Origin of the sequence: Streptomyces sp. NPDC059851 (assembly GCF_042732005.1) — a bacterium.
Lineage (GTDB): Bacteria > Actinomycetota > Actinomycetes > Streptomycetales > Streptomycetaceae > Streptomyces.
On sequence record NZ_JBHWJJ010000027.1, the window covers coordinates 57,600 to 75,067 of the forward strand.

Sequence of the window (17,468 nt, forward strand, 5' to 3'; positions counted from 1 at the left end):
ACACGCGGCCGAGGAGTCACCCGGATGAGCACCACCCAGAGCGACAGGCTGCGCGGATTGCTGGAGCCGCTCGTCGCCGCCAAGGGACTGGATCTCGAGGACATCGAGCTGTCCAAGGCAGGAAAGCGCCGGATGCTGCGCATCATCGTGGACTCCGACGAGGGCGTGGAACTGGATGCGTGTGCGGAGCTGAGCCGCGAGGTCTCCGACAAGCTCGACGAGACCGACGCGATGGGCGAGGGCGAGTACGTCCTCGAAGTGAGCTCCCCGGGCGCCGACCGCCCGCTGACCGAGCACCGCCACTACGTACGGGCCACCGGCCGCCTCGTGAAGTTCCAGCTGTCCGAGGGCGGTGACCTGGTCGCCCGCATCCTCGGTGTCGACGACGAGGGCATGGACCTCGAGGTTCCCGGCGTGAAGGGCCGCAAGGCGACCGCCCGCCGCATCGCGTTCACGGACATCGCCAAGGCGCGTGTCGAGATCGAGTTCAACCGCAAGGACAAGAAGGAAGAGGAGGCGTAGCCGTGGACATCGACATGAGTGCCCTGCGGGGTCTGGTCCGGGAGAAGGAGATCTCCTTCGACCTGCTCGTCGAGGCGATCGAGTCGGCCCTCCTCATCGCGTACCACCGCACCGAGGGCAGCTTCCGCCGGGCGCGCGTGGAGCTGGACCGCACGAACGGCCACGTCGTCGTCTGGGCGACGGAGGACCCGCGGGACCTGGAGGAGGGGCAGGAGCCCAAGGAGTTCGACGACACCCCGTCGGACTTCGGCCGGATCGCGGCGACCACCGCCAAGCAGGTGATCCTGCAGCGTCTGCGCGACGCTGAGGACGACCTGACCTTCGGCGAGTTCGCCGGCCGCGAGGGCGACATCATGACCGGCGTCGTCCAGCAGGGCAAGGACCCCAAGAACGTCCTGGTCGACATCGGCAAGCTGGAGGCCATCCTGCCCGTGCAGGAGCAGGTCCCCGGCGAGGACTACCCGCACGGCCTCCGCCTCAAGGCGTACGTCGTCCGGGTGGCGAAGGGTGTCCGCGGCCCGTCCGTGACCCTGTCCCGCACCCACCCGAACCTCGTGAAGAAGCTCTTCGCGCTGGAGGTCCCGGAGATCGCGGACGGCAGCGTGGAGATCGCGGCGATCGCCCGCGAGGCCGGACACCGCACCAAGATCGCCGTGCGGTCCACCCGTTCGGGCCTCAACCCGAAGGGCGCCTGCATCGGCCCGATGGGCGCCCGTGTGCGCAACGTCATGGCCGAGCTGCACGGCGAGAAGATCGACATCGTCGACTGGTCGGACGACCCGGCGGAGATGGTCGCCAACGCCCTGTCACCCGCTCGGGTGAGCAAGGTCGAGGTCGTCGACTGGGACTCCCGCTCGGCCCGGGTGACCGTGCCCGACTACCAGCTGTCCCTGGCCATCGGCAAGGAGGGCCAGAACGCCCGCCTCGCCGCTCGCCTGACCGGGTGGCGCATCGACATCCGTCCGGACACCGAGCACGGCTCGGGTCAGGACGGGGAATAAAACCGGTACCGGGCGGCGCTGTCGCCCGGTACACAGGTTCAAGACAACAGATCAAGACAGCAGATCGCGACAACGTCCGTTCGATTTTTCGCCCGAAGGGGTGAGGTCGGTACGGGGAGGTAGACTTAGGCGTGTCTGGCCGGACGCAAGCCCGCGCATGCCCCGAACGCACCTGTGTGGGGTGTCGGGAGCGAGCGGCCAAGAGCGAACTGCTGCGCATCGTGGCGATCGGGGACGAGTGCGTCCCCGATCCACGCGGTACGCTGCCCGGCCGGGGTGCCTACGTGCACCCTGCCGAGGTCTGTCTCGACAAGGCGGTCCGCCGCAGAGCGTTCCCCCGGGCCCTCCGGTCCCCGGGAGCACTCGACACGGCCGGGCTGAGCAGAGCCGTGGCCGTACAGGCCTAGGCGACACCGTAAGAAGCACAACGGCACGGGTCCCCGTGCGGTCAGGTACCTCGCGAGTTGGAAGTAGGTCGAGATTGCGATGAGCACTCGATGAGTACGCGATGAGTACGCCCATGAAGTAGCGACGGTCCGGCGCAACCCGGACCTAAAAGGAGCGAAGTGGCTAAGGTCCGGGTATACGAACTCGCCAAGGAGTTCGGTGTGGAGAGCAAGGTCGTCATGGCCAAGCTCCAGGAACTCGGTGAGTTTGTCCGTTCGGCGTCCTCGACGATCGAGGCGCCGGTTGTGCGCAAGTTGACTGACGCACTGCAGGGGCCCGGCGGCAGCGCCGGCAAGTCCGCTGCGAAGCCGGGTGCGCCGCGTAAGGCCGCCCCCGCCAAGCCCGGGGTTCCCACCCCGGGTGCCATTGCACGTCCCGCCGCCCCGAAGCCCGGCGCACCGGCCCCCAAGCCGGCCGCTGCCGAGGCTCCGGCCGCGCCCGCCCCGGTGACCCCGGCCGCTCCCGGCCCGCGTCCCGGCCCGAAGGCTCCGGCCGCCCCGAAGCCCGCTCCGGCGGCGCCCGTGGCGACCGAGTTCACGGCGCCCCCGGCCGCTCCGGCGCGCCCGGCGGCGACCCCGGGTCCGCGTCCGACGCAGCAGCGTCCGGCGGCTCCCGGCCAGGGTGCCCGTCCCGGCGCTCCGCGTCCGGGTGGCCAGGCCCAGGGTGGCCAGGCCCCTCGTCCCGGCGGCCAGGCCCCGCGTCCGGGCGCCCGTCCGGCCGGTCCCCGTCCGGGCAACAACCCGTTCACCTCCGGCGGCTCCACCGGCATGGCGCGCCCGCAGGCGCCCCGTCCGGGTGGCGCCCCGCGCCCCGGTGCCCCCGGCGCCGGCGCCCCCGGCGGTGCCCCGCGTCCGCAGGCCGGTCCCGGTGCGCCGCGTCCGCAGGCCCCCGGCGGCCCGCGTCCCACCCCGGGCGGCATGCCCCGTCCGCAGGGCGGCCCGCGTCCGGGCCCCGGCGGCAACCGTCCGAACCCGGGCATGATGCCGCAGCGTCCCGCTGCCGGCGGTCCCGGTCCGCGTCCCGGTGGCGGCCCCGGCGGTCGTCCCGGTGCCGGCGGTCCGCGTCCGGGCGGCGCCGGCCGTCCCGGCGGCGGCTTCGCCGGCCGTCCGGCCGGTCCGGGCTCCCGTCCGGCGGGCGGCGGCTTCGGCGGCCCGCGTCCGGGTGGCGGCGGCTTCGGCGGCGGTCCCGGCGGTGGCGGCGGCGGCCGTCCCGGCGGCTTCGGTGGTCGCCCTGGCGGCCCCGGCGCCCGTGGCGGTACGCAGGGTGCCTTCGGCCGTCCCGGCGGCCCGGCCCGTCGCGGCCGCAAGTCGAAGCGGCAGCGGCGCCAGGAGTACGAGGCCATGCAGGCCCCGTCCGTCGGCGGCGTGATGCTGCCCCGCGGCAACGGCGAGACCGTTCGCCTGTCGCGCGGTGCGTCCCTCACCGACTTCGCGGAGAAGATCAACGCCAACCCGGCGTCGCTGGTCGCGGTCATGATGAACCTCGGCGAGATGGTCACTGCCACGCAGTCCGTCTCCGACGCGACCCTCCAGCTCCTCGCGGACGAGATGAACTACACCGTTCAGATCGTCAGCCCGGAGGAGGAGGACCGCGAGCTGCTGGAGTCCTTCGACATCGAGTTCGGCGAGGACGAGGGCGGCGAGGAGTTCCTCGTGGCGCGTCCGCCGGTCGTGACCGTCATGGGTCACGTCGACCACGGCAAGACCCGCCTCCTCGACGCGATCCGCAAGACCAACGTGGTCGCGGGCGAGGCCGGCGGCATCACCCAGCACATCGGTGCCTACCAGGTCGCGACCCACGTCAACGACGAGGACCGCAAGATCACCTTCATCGACACCCCGGGTCACGAGGCGTTCACCGCCATGCGTGCCCGCGGTGCCAAGTCGACCGACATCGCGATCCTCGTGGTGGCGGCCAACGACGGTGTCATGCCGCAGACGGTCGAGGCCCTGAACCACGCCAAGGCGGCCGACGTGCCGATCGTGGTCGCGGTCAACAAGATCGACGTCGAGGGTGCGGACCCGACCAAGGTGCGCGGTCAGCTGACCGAGTACGGCCTGGTGGCCGAGGAGTACGGCGGCGACACGATGTTCGTCGACATCTCCGCCAAGCAGGGTCTGAACATCGACAAGCTGCTGGAGGCCGTGGTCCTGACCGCGGACGCCGCCCTCGACCTGCGTGCCAACCCGGAGCAGGACGCCCAGGGCATTGCGATCGAGTCCCACCTCGACCGCGGCCGCGGTGCCGTTTCGACCGTCCTCGTCCAGCGCGGAACGCTGCGCATCGGCGACACGATGGTCGTGGGCGACGCGTACGGCCGTGTCCGCGCGATGCTCGACGACAAGGGCAACAACGTCGAGGAGGCGACTCCGTCGACGCCCGTCCTGGTCCTGGGTCTCACCAACGTCCCGGGTGCCGGCGACAACTTCCTCGTCGTCGACGAGGACCGCACGGCCCGCCAGATCGCCGAGAAGCGCGCTGCGCGCGAGCGCAACGCAGCCTTCGCCAAGCGCACCCGCCGGGTGTCCATCGAGGACCTCGACTCCGTGCTCAAGGCGGGCGAGATCCAGCAGCTCAACCTCATCATCAAGGGTGACGCCTCCGGTGCCGTCGAGGCCCTGGAGTCCTCGCTGCTCCAGCTCGACGTCAGCGAAGAGGTCGACATCCGGGTCCTGCACCGCGGCGTCGGTGAGGTCACGGAGTCGGACATCAACCTGGCGATGGGCTCCGACGCGATCGTCATCGGCTACAACGTCCGCGCGGCCGGCCGTGCGACGCAGATGGCCGAGCGCGAGGGCGTCGAGGTCCGCTACTACTCGGTGATCTACCAGGCCATCGAGGAGATCGAGGCGGCCCTGAAGGGTCTGCTCAAGCCGGAGTTCGAAGAGGTCGAGCTGGGTACGGCGGAGATCCGCGAGGTCTTCCGCTCGTCCAAGCTGGGCAACATCGCCGGTGTCCTGGTCCGGTCGGGCGAGGTCAAGCGCAACACCAAGGCGCGCCTCATCCGCGACGGCAAGGTCGTCGCCGAGAACCTCACGATCTCGGGTCTGCGTCGCTTCAAGGACGACGTCACCGAGATCCGCGAGGGCTTCGAGGGCGGTATCAACCTCGGCAACTACAACGACATCAAGATCGACGACGTCATCGCGACGTACGAGATGCGCGAGAAGCCGCGCGTGTAAGCGCCGGGCACATCGCACCGTGTCGTGACCGGGGCCGGTCGGCGGATTATTTCCGTCGATCGGCCCCGGCCGTTGCGTGTACGGTTCTGGTGACCCTGTCGCCAGTCGGCCGGCAGGCCACCTAACCCGGACCGGCGGGACATCCGGAACTGCATGTACGTGGGGACTCTGTCCTTCGACCTGCTCCTCGGCGACGTCCACTCGCTGAAGGAGAAACGCTCCGTCGTCCGTCCCATCGTCGCCGAGCTCCAGCGCAAGTTCTCCGTGAGCGCGGCCGAGGTGGGCGACCAGGATCTGCACCGCAGGGCCCGCATCGGCGTCGCCTTGGTGAGCGGGGACACGGGGTACCTCTCGGACGTACTGGACCGCTGCGAGCGGCTGGTCGCGGCACGTCCGGAAGTGGAGCTGCTGTCGGTGCGCCGACGGCTCCACGGTGATGAAGACTGAATGCAAGGAAAGAAGGAGACGGACCAGTGGCCGACAATGCGCGGGCGAAGAAACTGGCGGACCTCATCCGGGAGGTGGTCGCCCAGAAGCTGCAGCGAGGCATCAAGGACCCGCGCCTCGGTACGCACGTGACGATCACGGACACCCGGGTCACCGGTGACCTGCGGGAGGCCACGGTCTTCTACACGGTGTACGGCGACGACGAGGACCGGGCCAGCGCGGCCGCCGGCCTGGAGAGCGCCAAGGGCGTGCTGCGCTCCGCGGTCGGCCGGGTGGCGGGCACCAAGTTCACGCCCACCCTCACCTTCGTGGCGGACGCCCTCCCGGACACCGCGCGGACGATCGAGGACCTCCTCGACAAGGCGCGGACCTCCGACGCCGCGGTGCGCGAGGCCTCCTCGGGCGCCGAGTACGCCGGCGAGGCCGACCCGTACAAGAAGCCCGGCGAGGACGAGGACGCAGCCGCCGAATGAGCAGCAACGCAGGGAAGGTGCCGGACGGACTCGTCATCGTCGACAAGCCGTCCGGCTTCACTTCGCACGACGTGGTCGCCAAGATGCGGGGGATCGCCAGGACCCGCCGCGTCGGCCACGCGGGCACGCTCGACCCGATGGCGACGGGCGTGCTCGTCCTGGGCGTCGAGAAGGCCACCAAGCTCCTCGGCCACCTGGCGCTCACGGAGAAGGAGTACCTCGGCACGATCCGCCTCGGCCAGAACACGCTGACCGACGACGCGGAAGGCGAGATCACCACCTCCGCGGACGCCTCCGGGGTCACCCGCGAGGCCGTCGACGGGGGCATCGCCAAGCTGACCGGCGAGATCATGCAGGTCCCGTCCAAGGTCAGCGCCATCAAGATCAAGGGCGTGCGTTCGTACAAGCGCGCCCGGGACGGCGAGGACTTCGACATCCCGGCCCGGCCGGTGACCATCTCCTCGTTCCAGGTCTACGACATGCGCGAGGCCGAGGCCGAGAACGGCACCAAGGTCGTCGACCTCGTGGTCTCCGTCGTCTGCTCCAGCGGCACGTACATCCGCGCCCTGGCCCGCGACCTGGGAGCCGACCTCGGCGTCGGCGGTCACCTGACCGCGCTGCGGCGCACCCGGGTGGGCCCGTACAAGCTCGACCGGGCGCGCACCCTGGACCAGCTCCAGGAGGAGCTGACCGTCATGCCGATCGCCGAGGCGGCGGCCGCGGCGTTCCCCCGCTGGGACTTGGACGCCCGGCGGGCCTCCCTCCTCGCCAACGGCGTGCGGATCGAGATGCCGGACATGTACGGGGCCGGCCGGACCGTGGCGGTCTTCGGGCCGCAGGGGCAGCTGCTCGGGCTCGTGGAGAGCAAGGGCGGCAAGGCGAAGTCGCTGGCCGTCTTCGCCTGATCCGTCGATCCGTCGATCCGTCGATCCGTCGATCCGTCCATCTGCTGGTCCACCGATGCGCCGGTCTGTCGTGACGTGGTGCGGTGAGCGCGCATCGTCCGCTGCTCACCGCTCCACCACCCCCCTCGGGTAACTCTCTATCCAGCCGGGCACCGGTATTCACCCGACCGAGCAGGCGCGCGGAGTGACTGGAGGGGGCACAAGGGGGCGCTTTTCCGCCGCACCGCTATTCGGCCGGCCGCCCGCGGGCTCGTGCGCGCCGGCCGCCCCGTCGGGCTCCCCGGCGCCTTCCGGTCGAGGTGACACAGAGTGCCCCGGAGCCCGACACCGATGCGGGGCCGCGGGCGCGGGCATGGCAGTCTTAGACGTGCAATCGGCAACGAGTACAGGGCCTACACGGTTCGGGCGAGGAGCGGTCACAGTGCAGCGCTGGCGTGGCTTGGAGGACATCCCCCAGGACTGGGGGCGCAGCGTCGTCACCATCGGCTCGTACGACGGTGTGCACCGGGGCCACCAGCTGATCATCGGGCGGGCCGTGGCCCGGGCGCGCGAGCTCGGCGTCCCGTCCGTCGTCGTCACCTTCGACCCGCACCCGAGCGAGGTCGTCCGCCCCGGCAGCCACCCGCCGATCCTGGCGGGCTACGACCGGCGCGCGGAACTGATGGCCGGCCTCGGGGTCGACGCCCTGCTGGTCCTGCCGTTCACGGCCGAGTTCTCGCAGCTCTCCCCGGCCGACTTCATCGTCAAGGTGCTCGTCGACAAGCTGCACGCGCGAGCCGTGATCGAGGGCCCCAACTTCCGCTTCGGCCACCGCGCCGCCGGGAACGTCGACTTCCTCCGCGAACTGGGCGGCACGTACGACTACGAGGTCGACGTCATCGACCTGTTCGAGCGCGGTACGGCGGGCGGCGGCGTGCCGTTCTCCTCCACCCTCGCCCGCAAGCTGGTAGCCGAGGGCGACATGGCGGGCGCGGCCGAGGTCCTCGGCCGTCCGCACCGCGTCGAGGGCGTCGTCGTACGGGGCGCGCAGCGCGGCCGCGAGCTCGGCTACCCGACGGCCAACGTCGAGACCCCGCCGCACACCGCCGTCCCCGCCGACGGCGTGTACGCGGGCTGGCTCACGGCGAACGGCGAGCGCATGCCCGCGGCGATCTCCGTGGGCACCAACCTGCAGTTCGACGCCACCGAGCGGACCGTGGAGGCGTACGCGATCGACCGCATCGGCCTGGACCTCTACGGGCTGCACGTCACGGTGGACTTCCTCGCGTACGTGCGCGGCATGGCGAAGTTCGAGTCGCTGGAGGGCCTGCTGGAGGCCATCGCGGACGACGTGAAGCGCGCCCGGGAGCTGACGCGGGCGTACGACGCGGAGTACGCGCAGCACTGACCGCGGCCCGACGGAACGAAGGCGAGGGCCCGCACCGTCCCCGGTTCCCCCGGGGTGGTGCGGGCCCTTCCTCTTGCTCCTGCGGTAGCTGGCGGTGCGGAGATCAGCCCAGGCGCGGGTCGCGCGGGGGCTGCTGGCCAGGGTGCGGTTGCGGCGCGGGCTGCTGCGGCCAGGGCTGGCCGGGCTGCTGCGGCTGGGCATAGGGCTGGCCGCCCGCGTACGGCTGCGGCGGCTGCTGGTACGGGGCCTGCGGTTGCGGTTGCGGCTGCGGCTGCGGCTGGGCATAGGGCTGGCCGGGCTGCGGCTGGGGCTGTGCGTACGCGGGGGGCTGTGCGTGCGGGGGCTGCTGGGCGTGCTGGGGCTGAGGGTGCGTGCCCCAGTGGTTCTGCTGGGCCTGCTGGGCCGCCCGTACGAAGTCCTCGGCCACGAGGGCGGCCAGGTCGAAGTACGCCTCGCGGGTCTTCGGCCGCATGAGGTCCAGGTCGACCTCGGCCCCGGCCGCGAGGTGCTCGTCGAAGGGCACCACGACGACACCGCGGCAGCGGGTCTCGAAGTGCTGCACGATGTCCTCGGTCTTGATCATCTTGCTGGTCTCGCGGACCCCCGAGATGACGGTGAGGGAGCGGGAGACGAGGTCCCCGTACCCGTGCGCGGACAGCCAGTCGAGCGTGGTGCTCGCGCTGCTGGCGCCGTCCACCGAGGGGGTGGAGATGATGATCAGCTGATCGGCCAGGTCCAGGACGCCGCGCATGGCGGAGTAGAGCAGCCCGGTGCCCGAGTCGGTCAGGATGATCGGGTACTGGCGGCCGAGCGTGTCGATGACGCGGCGGTAGTCCTCGTCGTTGAAGGTCGTCGAGACGGCCGGGTCCACGTCGTTGGCGATGATCTCCAGGCCGGACGGGGCCTGCGAGGTGAACCGCCGGATGTCCATGTACGAGTTCAGGTACGGGATCGCCTGGACCAGGTCCCGGATCGTGGCACCCGTCTCACGGCGGACGCGGCGGCCGAGGGTGCCGGCGTCCGGGTTCGCGTCGATGGCGAGGATCTTGTCCTGGCGCTCGGTCGCGAGGGTCGCGCCGAGGGCGGTGGTCGTCGTGGTCTTGCCGACGCCGCCCTTGAGGCTGATGACGGCGATCCGGTAGCAGGACATCACCGGAGTGCGGATGAGCTCCAGCTTGCGCCGGCGGTCCGCCTCGGCCGCCTTGCCGCCGAAGCGGAAGCCGGAGCGCTGCGGCTTGGGCTTCTGCTTGCCGCGCAACAGCCGGTCCGAGGACAGCTCGACGGCGGCCGTGTAGCCGAGCGGAGCGCCACCGGCAGCCGGGCCGGGCTGGTAGCGGGGGTCGTGCGGCTGCGGGCCGCCGGGCTGCGGGCCGCCGGGCTGCGGGCCGGGCTGGGCGGCCGCCGGCCACGGGGCGCCGGTACGGGGGTCGACGTACGGCTGCGCCTGCTGTTGCGGCGGTTGCGGCTGGGCCTGGGCGGCCTGCGGCTGAGGCGGTACGGGGGCGGGCCCGGGCGGCGGGAAGCCGTAGCCGTCCTGCGGCGCGGCGGGCGGGAGGGCGTACCCTGCCGCGGCGTCCACGGGAGCCTGGGACTGCGGCGGTACGGGGGCCGGGGCGGGCGGCGGGAAGCCGTAGCCGTCCTGCGGCTGCGCGCCGGCCGGCGGAACCGGCGGGAAGCCGTACCCGGCCTGCGGTCCCCCAGGGGTGGGGAACGCAGCCGGCTGCTGCGCCGGTTCGCCGGAGGGTGCGCCGGCGGGGGCCTCCAGGGCCTGGTGGGGAGCGGGCGCGGCACCGACGGGCCCGGCGGGTGCCGGAGCCGCGGGGACGGCGTCGGCCGGAGCGGGCGGGGCAGCCGGAGCGGGCGGCGCGGACGGGGCGTCCTGCGGCGCCGGCCCGGCGGAGGACTTCCCCAGCACGACACCGGAGCCGGACCCCGCCGCGGGCGGGGGCACGGGAACACCGTCGACGGGAGTGTCGGAGGGCGCGGGCAGCGCAGGCGCGGGCGCGGGTACGGGCGCGGGCAGCGCAGGCGCGGGTACGGGCGGCGCGGGTTCGATGTCCGCCCCGGACAGGTAGGACGGCAGCCCGGCCGCGGAAGCAACGCCCTGGGCAGGCACGCCCGTTGACCCGTCGGTCGGCGGGAGGGGCGTGGCCGCGGGCTCAAGGTCCGCCCCGGACAGGTAGGACGGCAGCCCCGGCGCCGGGGTCCCGTCGGCCGGCGGCAGGGGAGCCGGCGACGAGGGTGCGGGCACGGGCTCGATGTCCGCCGCGGACAGGTACGACGGCAGCCCGGGGGCGGGCTCGGGTGCCGGCGGGCTCGCCGCGGGGACCTGGTCGGACGGGCCCGCCGCCGGCGGAGCGGCGTCGGCCGGGGTCCGCGGGGCCGGCGGGGCCATCCGCATCGTCGACGGGGACGCCAGGTCCGACGGGCTGTGGGGCTCGAAGCCGCTGCCCTCGGGCAGGGCCGGCACCGGCGCGGCGGGGGCCGCGCTCTGCGTGTACCAGGCCGGCGGGGTGTAGTCGATGGTGAACTGGCCCGTCATCTCGGGCTCCGCGTCGGACTGATCGTCCGTCGGGACGTCCCACGTCCCGCCGCGCCTCTCGTTCCGATCGCCGCTCACTCGTCCGTCCTCCTGGTTCGTCGAACACTGGTCCGGCGCCCCTCGGCGCCGCGCCCACGCTCAGCCTAATCGCGCGCCGACGCCCGTGTCGGCCCCCCGCCGGACCGCCGGCCGGTCCGGGCGCGTCGCGGCCCCCCGGCACGGGCCCCGTCCGCCCACGTCACGGCCATGGTCGGGGCACGCCGCCCGCCCCGTCCGGGGCCGGTGCGGCGCCCGCCACCGGCCGTCCTGCCCACCGGCTGCGGCCTTCCTGAGCAGCCGTCACCGCCAGCGCCCGCCAGCGCCCGCCCGCGGGCGGCCTCTGCACGGTCAGTACGGTCAGTCGATGCGCCGGCTCGGCCCCAGGAGCCCCGTCTCCGCCTCCGTGCCCTGGGTCATCACGAACTGCCGGTCCCGGGGCGTGCACCACAGGGTGACGCCGTCGCCCAGAGTCGGCAGTGAATCCACCGTCTGCCGCGGCAGGTTCATCAGACGGCCGATCTGCTCCGCCTCGTCCGGGGACACCCGCTGGATCCCCGCCAGCGAGGAGTTCTGCAGCAGCCGCGGCGCCGTCGGACTCAAGTACGGCAACAGCGTCACCACCGCCTGCCAGGGCCCGGCCACCACGCGCCCGCGCGGAGGACGCATCCCGCAGTCGCGGATCACCAGCACCGGGCTGCCCGCCGAGGCGCCCTGCGGCGGTACACGGCCCACGTCGTGCAGGGTCACGCACTGCTGCCCGCCGCCCGCCGCCCGGGCCAGCGCGGACCACACCTGCGCGCGCCCGGTTTCCACCGCGACCCGGGCGCCCGTGGCCGCCGCGCGCAGTGCCAGCACCTGGGCGGTCCACACGCCGCCGATGAGCGTCACCTCGTACGGGGTGGGCCGGTTGATGCCGAGCACGGCCGCCCGCCCGTGCGCGTCCACGCCGATGACGACCCCGTCGTCGCCGACCGGCAGCGCCAGGTCGTCCAGGTCCACCGCGGGGACCGTGTGCCGTTCCCGGCGCGGGCCGACGAGCCCGAAGCCGCCCCCGACCGCGTTCCTCATCGCGCCCCTCCCAGCGGCAGCGAGGCCAGCAGCCCCGGCACCTGCTCGCGGTCCAGCCGGACCAGCCCGGTGCGCACGCCGCGGGCAGTCCGCTCCAGTTCCCGGCGGGCCGCCACCAGCTCCTCGTCGCTGCGCCCCGTCACCCGGACGTGCCCGGTCAGGGTGACGCCCCGCCGCTCCGCCGGGGCCAGCGTCAGGCTGAACGTGGTCGCGAGCGCCGGCAGCGAGGTCAGCAGCGCCACGAACTGCGGTAGGGCCGCCGTCCCCGAGCCGCCCAGCTGCGGCCAGCGGCCGATCCAGTACGTGGTGTGGCGCCGGTCGTCGCAGCGCCAGGTCCGCGGGGTCTCCTCCGTACGGCGACCGGGGCCCGAAGAGCGGCCCGCCCGGGCGATCGCCCGCGGGTTCGCGCACGAGGAGGTGGCCAGCGCGGCCGTCAGCTCCTGCTCGGTGAGCACGGCGGCCCGGAAGCCGGCGCCGGTCAACCGGCTCGTCAACTGGTCGGCCGCGCGCACCACGCAGCGCTGGGCGCCCGCGAGCCCGCCGCCGCGCGCGGCGACCGCCTCGGGGCACAGCTCGGGGTCGAGCTTGAGCGCGATCCAGGTCAGCCGCACCGCCGGGGTGCCCGTCTGCGCCTGGAGCGGCGCGTAGTTGCGGGTGGCCATCGACTGTGGGGGCAGGTGCGGGGCGGGCGCCGGCTGGGTGTGCTGCACCAGCTGTGCGGACTCCAGCCGGATGCCGTCCGTTTCGAGGACGTCCCGTACGAGGGCCAGCGGCAGCGGCCGGGCCGTCCGGTCGGGCCGCAGCGCGGTGGCGTCCGTGTCCACCTGGACGACGGCGGTCAGGAAGGTGCCGTCGCCGACCATGCCGACGGGCCGCCGGTCGCGGTCGCTGTACGTCATGGTCCGCAGAGCCGGATCGGCCTCGACGAGCGGCGCCAGCCCCGGCTCCGTGCCCGCGGGCACGGTGAACGCCGCGGCCCGCCGCTTGCGGGCGCGCAGCGCGAGCGCGCTGCCGATCCACTCGGGCAGGGAGCGCTGGTGGCGGCGTACGACGGCGAGGACCACGAGGACCAGCGCCAGCACACCGGCGGGAACCAGCAGCAGAGGCTCCACCACCCAGGCCACCAGCAGTGCGGCCGCGGCCGTTTGGAGCAGGACCAGCTGTTGCAATCGGAACGGGCCGAAGCGGCCGGGGCTCGGCTCGGGAGTCGGTGTCACCCCGCTGCGTACGGGTGCGGGAGCGCCCGCCTGCGGCTCCGTCGCGGTGGCCGTCACTCGCCCACCTCCCCTTTCTCCCCCGGCTACCGCCGGGAGGTGCCCCGAGGACCAGATCCCGTGAGTGCCGGGGCGGTGCGGTACTCGCCGCGTGACCCCGGATTCTCCCCATTCCGCCCCAACAGGCCCTGATCGCCCGGTGTGGAAGGCTGTGGAAGGCACTGAGCGGCGGCCTCACCCTACCCGCCCCGCCCACCCCCTCGATCAAGAGGCATAGTAGGTCCCCGGTCCGACGAACGAGGCCCGGGGACCGCAGTCGCCGACCGGGTCGTGCGGGGAGAAGCAGACGGTCATGGCATCACGGCGTGATGAACTCAACGCGTACACCTTTGCGAAGCGGCGGACGGTGGCCGCGTTCCTCCAGCCGTCCGCGACGGGCTCCGAAGAGGGCGCGCCACGACCCCTGCGCGCGGTCGTGCCGGGCCTCGTGGTGGGTGCGGTCGTCCTCGCCGGGTTCGGCGCCTGGGGCATGTTCAAGCCGCAGGCCCCCAAGGGCTGGGACGAGCCCGGCACCAAGGTCCTCGTCGGCAAGCAGTCGACGACCCGGTACGTGGTCCTCACGACGAAGGCGAACGGCAAGGACCAGACCCGCCTGCACCCGGTGCTGAACCTCGCCTCCGCCCGGCTCCTCCTGGACCCGCAGAAGTTCAAGGTCCTGCAGATCGACGACAAGGTCCTCGACGCGGGCAAACCGCCGCGCGGCCCCATCATCGGCATCCCGTACGCCCCCGACCGGCTGCCCGCTCCGAAGGACGCCGGCAAGGCCAAGCGCTGGGCCGTCTGTCAGGCGCCGGGCGGCAACGGGAAGTCCGTGCAGACCGCCACCTTCGTCCTCGCCGACCGTGAGGCCGGCATGATGGACGACGCGCGCAGGCTCACCGACAGCCAGATGCTGTACGTACAGAGCACCGGCGGGGCCAAGGAGCGCTACCTCGTCGACGGCGCGGGCACCAAGTACAAGTTCCCCGAAGGCACCGCCGACGCGGGCAAGATGACCAACGCACTGGTCGGCAATACCGGAGCCACCCCGCAGCAGGTCACCGAGCAATGGCTGGCCACCCTCAACTCCGGCGACGAGCTGGCCTTCCCGCAGCTGCCCGCCACGGCCGGCACCAAGGCCGACGTGCCGGGCCTGGGCAGCGCCGACAACAAGGTCGGCATGGTGCTGCGGGCCCAGACCGGTTCGGGCGCACAGCACTACGTGGTGCTGCCGGGCAAGGTCGCCCCGGTCTCCGACTTCACGGCCTGGCTGCTGATATCGGCGCCCGCCACCGACAGCCTCAACATGCACGGCAAGCCGCGCGAGGTCGACCTCCAGGCGCTCAACCCCGAGCAGACGCCCTTCCGGGGCGAGGCCCGGTGGCCGGCCCGGAAGACCGCCCGCATCAACCAGGCACCGTCCGGCGACGCCGCCGCGCAGGGCGCCGGGCCCCGCGACACCGTCTGCAACGTGCTCCGCTCCGTCGACGGCCAGGGCAACCAGACCCTGAGCACCTGGGCCGGCACCGGCTTCCCCGTCGACATCACCGCCAGCGGCACCAGCGCCTACGTCACGCCCGGCTCCGGGTTGCTCTACACGCAGGTCCAGGGCAAGCAGACCACCGCGGGCGGCGCCCTGTTCCTCGTCACCGACACCGGCCTGCGGTACGCCGTCCAGGCCAACGGGGACAGCGACGCCGAGAAGTCGAAGATCGGTGCCCCGGACCAGCAGGGCGCCGGGAACGGCGGCGAGGTCCGGCCCGAGGCCAGCCAGGCGCAGATACGTCTCGGCTACGGCGGGATCACCCCGGCCCTCGTGCCCATCGCGTGGTCGGAGTTCCTCTCCAAGGGGCCGCGCCTGGACACCAACTCGGCGCGCCAGCCCCAGGGCTCGTGAGGAGGACGCCGATGACCCCCTCCCCGTACGGGCGCCGCGCACTCCTCGCCACGGCCGTCGCCCTCGCCGCGGCCTGCGGTACGACCGCCACCACCACGACCGCTTCGGCCGTCAGTGCCACCGCCACCGTCACTGCCGCCACCACCCCGGGTGACCCCGCCGCCCGGCCGCCCGGTGCCGCGGGCCCGGCCCTGCGCCCCGACGGGGCGGGGGAGTGCACCTTCCCCATGAAGAAGCAGATCGCCGACCGCCCCTGGGCCCTCCAGCGGCTCCTGCTCGACACGCTCTGGGCCCGGACCAAGGGCAAGGACAAGGACGGCAAGCCGGTCCGCGTCGCCGTCATCGACACCGGCGTGGACCGGGTGAACCCGCAGCTCAGCGGGGCCCTCGACGTTGCATCGGGCAAGGACTTCATCGACTCCAAGGGCGGCGACGGCACGGCCGACACCGTCGGCCACGGCACGAAGGTGGCCGGCATCATCGCGGCCCGCCCGCAGGACGGCACCGGCTTCGTCGGCCTCGCCCCGGAATCCGTGATCATCCCGATCCGGCAGAACGACGGGCAGGGCAAGGGCAACGCCCTCTCCCTCGGCCAGGCCATCGACCACGCCGTCGCCAAGGGCGCCCAGATCATCAACATCTCCCAGGACACCGACGTCCCCCTGACCGCCGACACCGAGCTCGGCAAGGCGGTCCAGCGGGCCGTGGACGCCAAGGTCCTGGTCGTCGCCTCCGCCGGCAACGACGGCGCGAGCGGCCAGAAGCGCAAGACCTACCCCGCCGCCTTCCCCGGCGTCCTCGCCGTGGCCTCCTCGGACCGCAACAACGAGCGGGCGGTGTTCTCCCAGCCCGGCGACTTCATCGCGGTCGCCGCGCCCGGCGTCGACATGGTCTCCACCGTGCCCGGCTTCGGTCAGTGCATCGACAACGGCACCAGCTTCTCGGCGCCCTACGTCGCCGGCGTCGCCGCCCTGCTGCGCGCCGAGCACCCGGACTGGTCCCCGCAGGAGGTGGTCTGGCAGATCCAGAGCACCGCCGAACGCTCGGTCAACGGCCGTGACGACTACGTCGGTTGGGGTGTCGTCGACCCGGTGCGCGCCGTCACCCAGGACCAGGAGCGGCCGAAGGCCCCCGTACCGGACCCGGGGCCGCCCCCGGCGGCCGCTCCCGAGGCGGCGGAGCTGCGACTGACCGAGACCGCGCAGGAGCGGGACGAGCGGATCGGCACGTACGCTCTGGGAACCGGCGCCGTGCTGATCGCCGTCATCGGTGGGACCGCGACCGTCGTCCGGGACGCGCGCAGGCGCCGCGGCCGTTTGCAGTGAACGGTCACGGTTCATCGACGGATGAGGGCCACTGGTGTTTGGGCTGTGACATGAACTGGCTAAAGTGACACCAGCTTCACGACTGTGATCGGGGGATCGCGTGAGGCGGAGGGCGAATTTCCCGGTGGGTGAGGCACTTTCGCACCCGGAACGTCCGCTCCGCTGCGCAATCCGCCGGTTCTGCCGGCGAATTGAGAAGTGAGGAGCTTCGGATGAGCAACAACTTCGGACTTGCGGACGATCCGATCGTCCAGGCGAAGAACAAGATCGAGCAGACGGCCAACGCCGTCACCACCCAGTCCCGGGAGCTGGCCGACATCCTCGCCACGGTGAGCGCCGGCTGGACCGGTGTGGGCGCTTCCGGCTTCGTCGACGCCCAGTCCGTCGTCAACGAGGACCACGACGAGATCCGCCGCCTGCTCAACGTCCTGCACAACGCGGTCGCCCAGACCAAGAACCTGAGCAACGCCCAGGACGACGAGGTGCGCGCCGCCTTCAAGGCCATCCAGTCCGAGTCCGGCAAGCAGAACACCTCCGGCCTCAACGGCATCTGACCGGCCGCGTCGTTCCCCACCTCAAGCCCAGCGCAGCGCGAAGGAGAAGATCATGGCAGCCAACGACGGGGCGACCCGGGTACGGTACGAGAGCGTCCAGGAGATGGCCAACCGCATCCGCACCGTCTCCAAGAAGATCATCACCGACCTGGAGGAGATGGAGCGGGCCCTGAAGGTCGTCACCGACACCTGGGACGGTGAGGCGCACACCTCGTACGTCGAGCTCCAGGGCAGGTACAAGGGCAAGGCCGAGCACATGAAGAACAAGCTGGAGCAGGTCGCCCAGCTGATCGAGCGCGGCAAGGGCGACTACCGCGCCACCGACGTGAAGGCCTCCCGCCTGTTCACCGAGTCCTACTGAGCCGCCCGAGCCGCACCGGCCCGGTACGCGCGGAAGGGGCGCGCCCACAGTGGGCGCGCCCCTTC

Annotated in this window: 15 protein-coding genes; 12 read left to right on the plus strand and 3 right to left on the minus strand. The window is 72.8% G+C overall.

Annotated features, from left to right (window positions below; genetic code table 11):
- The first annotated feature begins 24 nt into the window (after nucleotides 1-24).
- The 8 genes from rimP (at nucleotide 25) to ACFV7Q_RS12665 (ending at nucleotide 8,364) form a co-directional block, all read left to right on the plus strand.
- A complete protein-coding gene (gene rimP / locus ACFV7Q_RS12630; protein ID WP_385427401.1) occupies nucleotides 25-522 on the plus strand; it encodes a ribosome maturation factor RimP in 498 nt (165 codons plus the stop codon).
- A gap of 2 nt (nucleotides 523-524) precedes the next feature.
- Nucleotides 525-1,523, plus strand: a complete 999-nt coding sequence (nusA, locus tag ACFV7Q_RS12635) for a transcription termination factor NusA (protein WP_385427404.1) — start codon at nucleotides 525-527, stop codon at nucleotides 1,521-1,523.
- 131 nt (nucleotides 1,524-1,654) lie between these two features.
- The gene (locus tag ACFV7Q_RS12640; protein ID WP_385427407.1) at nucleotides 1,655-1,930 is read left to right on the plus strand and encodes a YlxR family protein; all 276 of its coding nucleotides are present in this window, start codon (nucleotides 1,655-1,657) and stop codon (nucleotides 1,928-1,930) included.
- 159 nt (nucleotides 1,931-2,089) lie between these two features.
- On the plus strand, nucleotides 2,090-5,152 hold the full coding sequence (gene infB / locus ACFV7Q_RS12645; protein WP_385427410.1) for a translation initiation factor IF-2: 3,063 nt from the start codon (nucleotides 2,090-2,092) through the stop codon (nucleotides 5,150-5,152).
- 153 nt (nucleotides 5,153-5,305) lie between these two features.
- On the plus strand, nucleotides 5,306-5,599 hold the full coding sequence (locus ACFV7Q_RS12650; protein WP_054223643.1) for a DUF503 domain-containing protein: 294 nt from the start codon (nucleotides 5,306-5,308) through the stop codon (nucleotides 5,597-5,599).
- A 26-nt stretch (nucleotides 5,600-5,625) separates the two neighbouring features.
- On the plus strand, nucleotides 5,626-6,072 hold the full coding sequence (rbfA, locus tag ACFV7Q_RS12655) for a 30S ribosome-binding factor RbfA (RefSeq protein WP_385427413.1): 447 nt from the start codon (nucleotides 5,626-5,628) through the stop codon (nucleotides 6,070-6,072).
- A complete protein-coding gene (truB, locus tag ACFV7Q_RS12660) occupies nucleotides 6,069-6,977 on the plus strand; it encodes a tRNA pseudouridine(55) synthase TruB (protein ID WP_385427416.1) in 909 nt (302 codons plus the stop codon). The genes rbfA and truB overlap by 4 nt, the downstream gene beginning before the upstream one ends.
- A 421-nt stretch (nucleotides 6,978-7,398) precedes the next feature.
- Entirely contained in the window at nucleotides 7,399-8,364 is a 966-nt protein-coding gene (locus ACFV7Q_RS12665) for a bifunctional riboflavin kinase/FAD synthetase (RefSeq protein ID WP_385427419.1), read from the plus strand.
- Nucleotides 8,365-8,467: 103 nt separating this feature from the next.
- On the opposite strand, the gene ACFV7Q_RS12670 is transcribed toward ACFV7Q_RS12665, so the two are convergent.
- From ACFV7Q_RS12670 to eccE, 3 genes are all read right to left on the minus strand, one after another.
- Nucleotides 8,468-10,984: an SCO5717 family growth-regulating ATPase gene (locus ACFV7Q_RS12670; RefSeq protein ID WP_385427421.1), complete on the minus strand. Its 2,517-nt coding sequence runs from the start codon at nucleotides 10,982-10,984 to the stop codon at nucleotides 8,468-8,470.
- Nucleotides 10,985-11,302: 318 nt separating this feature from the next.
- The gene (locus tag ACFV7Q_RS12675; RefSeq protein ID WP_385427424.1) at nucleotides 11,303-12,013 is read right to left on the minus strand and encodes a hypothetical protein; all 711 of its coding nucleotides are present in this window, start codon (nucleotides 12,011-12,013) and stop codon (nucleotides 11,303-11,305) included.
- Complete coding sequence (gene eccE, locus ACFV7Q_RS12680) at nucleotides 12,010-13,287, minus strand: type VII secretion protein EccE (protein ID WP_385427426.1); 1,278 nt, start codon at nucleotides 13,285-13,287, stop codon at nucleotides 12,010-12,012. Before eccE ends, ACFV7Q_RS12675 begins: the two co-directional genes overlap by 4 nt.
- A gap of 292 nt (nucleotides 13,288-13,579) precedes the next feature.
- Here eccE and eccB point away from each other — a divergent pair, with 292 nt between their 5' ends.
- The 4 genes from eccB to ACFV7Q_RS12700 all read left to right on the plus strand — a co-directional run bounded on the left by eccB (nucleotide 13,580) and on the right by ACFV7Q_RS12700 (nucleotide 17,403).
- On the plus strand, nucleotides 13,580-15,163 hold the full coding sequence (gene eccB, locus ACFV7Q_RS12685; RefSeq protein ID WP_385427429.1) for a type VII secretion protein EccB: 1,584 nt from the start codon (nucleotides 13,580-13,582) through the stop codon (nucleotides 15,161-15,163).
- Between the two features lie 11 nt (nucleotides 15,164-15,174).
- A complete protein-coding gene (mycP, locus tag ACFV7Q_RS12690; RefSeq protein WP_385427432.1) occupies nucleotides 15,175-16,488 on the plus strand; it encodes a type VII secretion-associated serine protease mycosin in 1,314 nt (437 codons plus the stop codon).
- Nucleotides 16,489-16,700: 212 nt separating this feature from the next.
- On the plus strand, nucleotides 16,701-17,042 hold the full coding sequence (locus ACFV7Q_RS12695) for a WXG100 family type VII secretion target (protein WP_385427434.1): 342 nt from the start codon (nucleotides 16,701-16,703) through the stop codon (nucleotides 17,040-17,042).
- Nucleotides 17,043-17,094: 52 nt separating this feature from the next.
- Nucleotides 17,095-17,403, plus strand: a complete 309-nt coding sequence (locus ACFV7Q_RS12700) for a WXG100 family type VII secretion target (protein ID WP_385427437.1) — start codon at nucleotides 17,095-17,097, stop codon at nucleotides 17,401-17,403.
- The last annotated feature ends 65 nt before the right edge of the window (nucleotides 17,404-17,468 follow it).